This is a genomic window from Herbaspirillum sp. B65 (assembly GCF_000333555.1).
In the GTDB taxonomy this organism is placed as follows: Bacteria; Pseudomonadota; Gammaproteobacteria; order Burkholderiales; family Burkholderiaceae_D; genus Herbaspirillum; species Herbaspirillum rubrisubalbicans.
On the sequence record NZ_BADI01000924.1, the window covers coordinates 1 to 4,704 of the forward strand.

The window sequence follows — 4,704 nt, forward strand, 5'->3', positions numbered from 1 at the left end:
CTCCTCATGATCTTGTCGGCGGTGCGCAGGGACAGTGCCATGGCGGTCAGCGTGACGTTGCAAGTGCCCACGGTCGGCATGACGCCGGTACCCACCATGAACAGGTTCTCGTGGTCATGCGCACGGCCCCAGGCGTCGGTGACGCTGGTGGCCGGGTCCAGTCCCATGGACAGCGTGCCGATGATGTGCTGGCGGTTGGAGAAGGCGCCGCTCTTGCTGTGCTTGATGTTGGTGGCGCCCAGCTTGCTGGCGATGGCGTCGTAACATTCGCGGGTCTTTTGCGTGCCCTTGATCACGTAGTCATCCATGTTCCAGTACAGGGCCGGCACCGGCAGGCCCAGTTCATCCTTCTTGTCGCCCAGGGTGACGCGGTTGTTGCGGTCCGGCAGTTGTTCCAGCGCATTCTTGATGCTCAGGCGGCGCGCCGCACGGAACAGAATCTGCTCTTCCAGGCGCTTGCCGAAGTAACCCTCGGCCACCACTTCCTTGGTCACCGCGGCGACCTGCGAGGCATTGGAGATATCGATACGGAATGGCGCATGGTCGGCACGGAAAGCGCCATCGCGGAACTGACCGATGGAACAGGGGCTGACCGGGCCGCGGCCAGGCCAGATCTCTTCATCGACATCGAAAGTCACGCCGATGGCCGGGTGGTCGCACAGGTTGCGACCGACGTTGTCGCGCGCATTGGCGATGCCCTGCGGGAACTTGTCGCTCACCGACATGAGCAGCAACTTGGGCGTTTCGATGGCATTGGCGGCCAACACGAAGGTCTGGGCCGTGACGCGATGGCTGAGCTTGTTCCAGTCGTAGTAGTGGGCGGCCACGATGCGGCCTTTTTCATCATGTTCCAGGCGATACACCACCGCTTCGGTGATGACCTGCACGCCGCTGTCCTGGGCTTGCTGGGCGGCCAGTCCACCGTGGTATTGGGCATCGATGGGGCACAGCGGCATACAGTTGTTGTTGCCGCAGCAGGCCGGGCGGCCATCGTAGTTGCGGCTGTTGCGTCCGGTGCTGTCATCGAGCACCGTGAATTCCGGCGCCAGGCGGGCCGTGACGCGCTGCTGCAGCCAGGAGGCCGGCACCCGTTCCATCGGGAAAGGATGCTTGCGCGGCGAACCGCTCTCCGGCGAACCGCCGACGCCGGCGATGACCTCGGCCTGGTAGTAGTAGTCCTCCAGGTCGTCATAGCTGATGGGCCAGTCACGGCCCACGCCATAGAGGCTGTGCTGGCGGAAGTCATTGGGCACATAGCGCCACAATTGCGCTGCCCAGTGCCAACTGGTGCCGCCGAACATGCGGATGTATTGCGCATTGAAAGCGTGCGGCCCCTTCTGCTGCAGGTAGCCATTGGGCTCGGGGGTGTAGCGCGGATGCGGCGCCAGCGGCGAATACGGGTATGGCGCCATGAAGTCGGACTTGAAGGCCGAGCTGCGGAAGCGCTCGACCAGTTGATCGCGGCCCATCTTGGGGCCGGACTCCAGCAGCAGTACCGACTTGCCGCTACGGGCCAGGCGCGTGGCCAGCAAGGCACCGGTCACACCGGCGCCGATCACCACCACGTCGGCGGAATTGACATTACTCATCGAAGTTCACTCTCGCAAATCAGGGCTGGCGCGACCAGCTACCACAGGGGCCATAGGAAAAACTGGGCGGCACCAGCTTGCCGCTCACCAGGCCATTGGAGAGCGTATTGATGTAGGTGACATACTGGGCTTGCTTGCCCTTGCCCACCACGCCCTCGTACCAGGCGCCGAGGATGACGCGGGCCAGTTTTTCGCTGTCGGCCTGCTCGGGCCCAAACGCCAGACGCTCGGCCTGCAGTAGCGCCGGCTGGGCTTGCAGCAATCCCTTCAAGGATGACAGACGAGTCGCCAGGTCTTTCTCGCTCTTGGACAGGGCCAGCAGCAAAGCCGCACCCAGCCTGGGGCTCAAATCCTGGCGTTGAGTCAGTTGTTGGGAAACCTGAAGGAAATCTTCTACCGGAACAGCCGCGGCATTGTTTTGCGCGGTGACCCAGCTGGGCAGGGACCAGAACAGGCCGGCAGCGCCAGCGCCCGTCATCAGGCCCACCACTTTGAGTACCCGGCGGCGTGGAGTGTGCGTCATTGTGTCTTCCATGAAAAATGGCCCGCAGGCACGCTTGAGCGTGCAGCGCCGTCGCGCCGGGGCCAGGATGGGCCGCATATTCTACGCACATTCTTGCTGCTCTGCCGCAGCGCCTCCGCTCTTGTCATCCGCTCTTGTCATCCGCTCTTGTCATCCGCTCTTGTCATCCGCCCAAAACAACGCGGCCCGGTCACCACCGTGACCGGGCCGCGTGTCAGGAGGGGCTGGCGCCGCGCTCAACCGTGGCCGAGATAGGCCTTGCGCACGTCGCTGTTGGCCAGCAGGTTGGCCCCGGTGTCGGACATGACCACGTGACCGTTCTCCAGCACATAGCCGCGGTCGGCCACGCCCAGCGCCTTGTTGGCGTTCTGCTCCACCAGGAACACGGTCACGCCACTGGCGCGGATGGTGCGGATGATCTCGAAGATCTGCGCGATCACCAGCGGCGCCAGGCCCAGCGTGGGTTCGTCCAGCAGCAGCAGGCGCGGCTTGCTCATCAGCGCCCGACCGATGGCCAGCATCTGCTGCTCGCCGCCGGACATGGTGCCGGCGCGCTGGGCGGCGCGCTCCTTCAAGCGCGGGAAGAGACCAAAGACATAGGCAATGCCCTGCTCGATCTCTTCGTTGCTGGCGAAGAAGGCGCCCATCTTGAGGTTTTCCAGCACGCTCAGGCTGGGGAAGACGCGCCGCCCTTCGGGCGAGATCGCCAGGCCGCGGCGCATGATCTCGTGGGTAGGCAAACCGGTGATGTCCTGGCCCTCGAAGATCACACGGCCGCTGGAGGCACGCGGGCGACCGCACAGCGTCATCAGCAGCGTGGTCTTGCCGGCGCCGTTGGCGCCGATCAAGGTCACGATCTCGCCCTGTTCCACAGTCAGCGACACGCCATGCAGCGCCTCGATGGCGCCATAGTGGGTATGCACCTTGTCAAATTGCAGCATCACTCTTCTCCCAGGTAAGCCTTGATCACACGCTCATCGCTGCGCACCTGTTCGGGGGTGCCAGTGACGATGGGCTTGCCATGCTCCATGACCAGGATGCGGTCGGAGATGCCCATGATGAGGCTCATGTCGTGTTCGATCAGCAGCACGGCCACGCCATGTTCGCGGCGCAGGCGGTCGATCAGTTGCGACAGTTCCTGCTTCTCCTGCGGGTTCAGGCCGGCCGCTGGTTCATCCAGCAACAGCAGGCGTGGCTTGGTGATCATGCAGCGCGCGATTTCGACGCGGCGTTGCAGACCATAGGAGAGCGTACCGGCCTCGCGGTTGGCCAGGGCCGTCAGGCCCAGTTGCTCCAGCCAGTAGGCCACGCGTTGCAACGCCTCCTGCTCGGAACGGCGATAGGAAGGCGTCTTCAACAGGCCCGACAACAGGTTGGTATTGACCTGCTGGTGCTGCGCCACCAGCAGGTTCTCCACCACCGTCATGGACTTGAAGAGGCGAATGTTCTGGAAGGTGCGCACCAGTCCCTGCTGCGCCACCTGGTGGCTGGGCTGGCGGGCAATGGAGACACCATCGAGGGTGATCTCGCCCGAGGTCGGCTGGTAGAAGCCACTGATGCAGTTGAAGACGGTGGTCTTGCCGGCGCCATTGGGGCCGATGATGGCGAAGACTTCGCGCTCCTGCACCGCCAGCGAGACGCCATCCACGGCCAACAGGCCGCCGAAGCGCATCGACAGCGTGGACACTTCCAGCATGGTCTTGACTGGTTGGCTCATTGCGGCAGCTCCACGTGCGGACGGGTTGCGGGAAGCAATCCTTGCGGACGCCACATCATCATCAGCACCATCACCAGACCGAAGATCAACATGCGATATTCGGCAAAGCTGCGCGCCAGTTCGGGCAGCACGGTCAAGAGGATGGCGGCCAGGATCACGCCCAGCTGCGAACCCATGCCACCCAGCACCACGATGGCCAGGATCAGGGCCGACTCGATAAAGGTGAACGATTCCGGCGTCACCAAGCCCTGGCGGGCGGCGAAGAAGGAACCGGCCAAGCCAGCGAAGGCGGCACCGAGCGTGAAGGCCGAGAGCTTCACGCGGGTCGGGTTGATGCCCAGCGAGCGACATGCGATCTCATCTTCACGTAGGGCTTCCCAGGCGCGGCCCATGGGCATACGCAAAAGACGACTAGTGACGAAATAGGTAAAGAGCACCATCAGCAAGGCCAGGAAATACATGAAGATCACCATGTGCCCACCCTGGTACGACAGGCCGAACACCTGGTGGAAGGTGGTGCCGCCTTCGGTGACGGGATTGCGCGCCATCACCAGGCCGAACACGGTCGGCTTGGGGATGCCGGAGATGCCATCGGGGCCACCGGTGATGCTGGTCAGGTTGTTGAGCAAGAGGCGGATGATTTCGCCAAAGCCCAGCGTGACGATGGCCAGGTAGTCACCGCGCAGACGCAGCACCGGAAAGCCCAGCAGGAAGCCAAAGAGTGCTGCGGCAGCGGCCGACAGCGGCACGCATTCCCAGAACGACAGGCCGAAGTACTGGTTGCACAATGCGTAGGTGTAGGCACCCACGGCATAGAAACCGACGTAACCCAGGTCCAGCAGACCGGCAAAGCCGACCACGATATCAAGCCCAGA

General features: G+C 63.5%; 5 protein-coding genes. All 5 read right to left on the bottom strand.

Annotation, left to right across the window (positions count from 1 at the left end):
- A partial coding sequence (locus I5W_RS21675; protein ID WP_044530790.1) for a GMC family oxidoreductase occupies positions 1-1,589 on the bottom strand: 1,589 nt, incomplete at its 3' end.
- A gap of 19 nt (positions 1,590-1,608) precedes the next feature.
- Positions 1,609-2,112, bottom strand: a complete 504-nt coding sequence (locus I5W_RS21680; protein ID WP_044530791.1) for a sugar dehydrogenase complex small subunit — start codon at positions 2,110-2,112, stop codon at positions 1,609-1,611.
- Positions 2,113-2,348: 236 nt separating this feature from the next.
- Complete coding sequence (locus I5W_RS21685; RefSeq protein WP_044530792.1) at positions 2,349-3,053, bottom strand: ABC transporter ATP-binding protein; 705 nt, start codon at positions 3,051-3,053, stop codon at positions 2,349-2,351.
- The gene (livG, locus tag I5W_RS21690; RefSeq protein ID WP_017454250.1) at positions 3,053-3,829 is read right to left on the bottom strand and encodes a high-affinity branched-chain amino acid ABC transporter ATP-binding protein LivG; all 777 of its coding nucleotides are present in this window, start codon (positions 3,827-3,829) and stop codon (positions 3,053-3,055) included. The genes I5W_RS21685 and livG overlap by 1 nt, the downstream gene beginning before the upstream one ends.
- Positions 3,826-4,704 (bottom strand): high-affinity branched-chain amino acid ABC transporter permease LivM (gene livM / locus I5W_RS21695; RefSeq protein ID WP_044530793.1); only part of this gene is annotated, 879 nt, incomplete at its 5' end. The genes livM and livG, both read right to left, overlap by 4 nt.

Excerpts from the sequence above, each read along its gene's own strand:
- I5W_RS21680 (WP_044530791.1), bottom strand. The coding sequence starts at position 2,112 with ATGACGCACACTCCACGCCGCCGGGTACTCAAAGTGGTGGGCCTGATG.
- I5W_RS21685 (WP_044530792.1), bottom strand. The coding sequence starts at position 3,053 with ATGCTGCAATTTGACAAGGTGCATACCCACTATGGCGCCATCGAGGCG.
- livG (WP_017454250.1), bottom strand. The coding sequence starts at position 3,829 with ATGAGCCAACCAGTCAAGACCATGCTGGAAGTGTCCACGCTGTCGATG.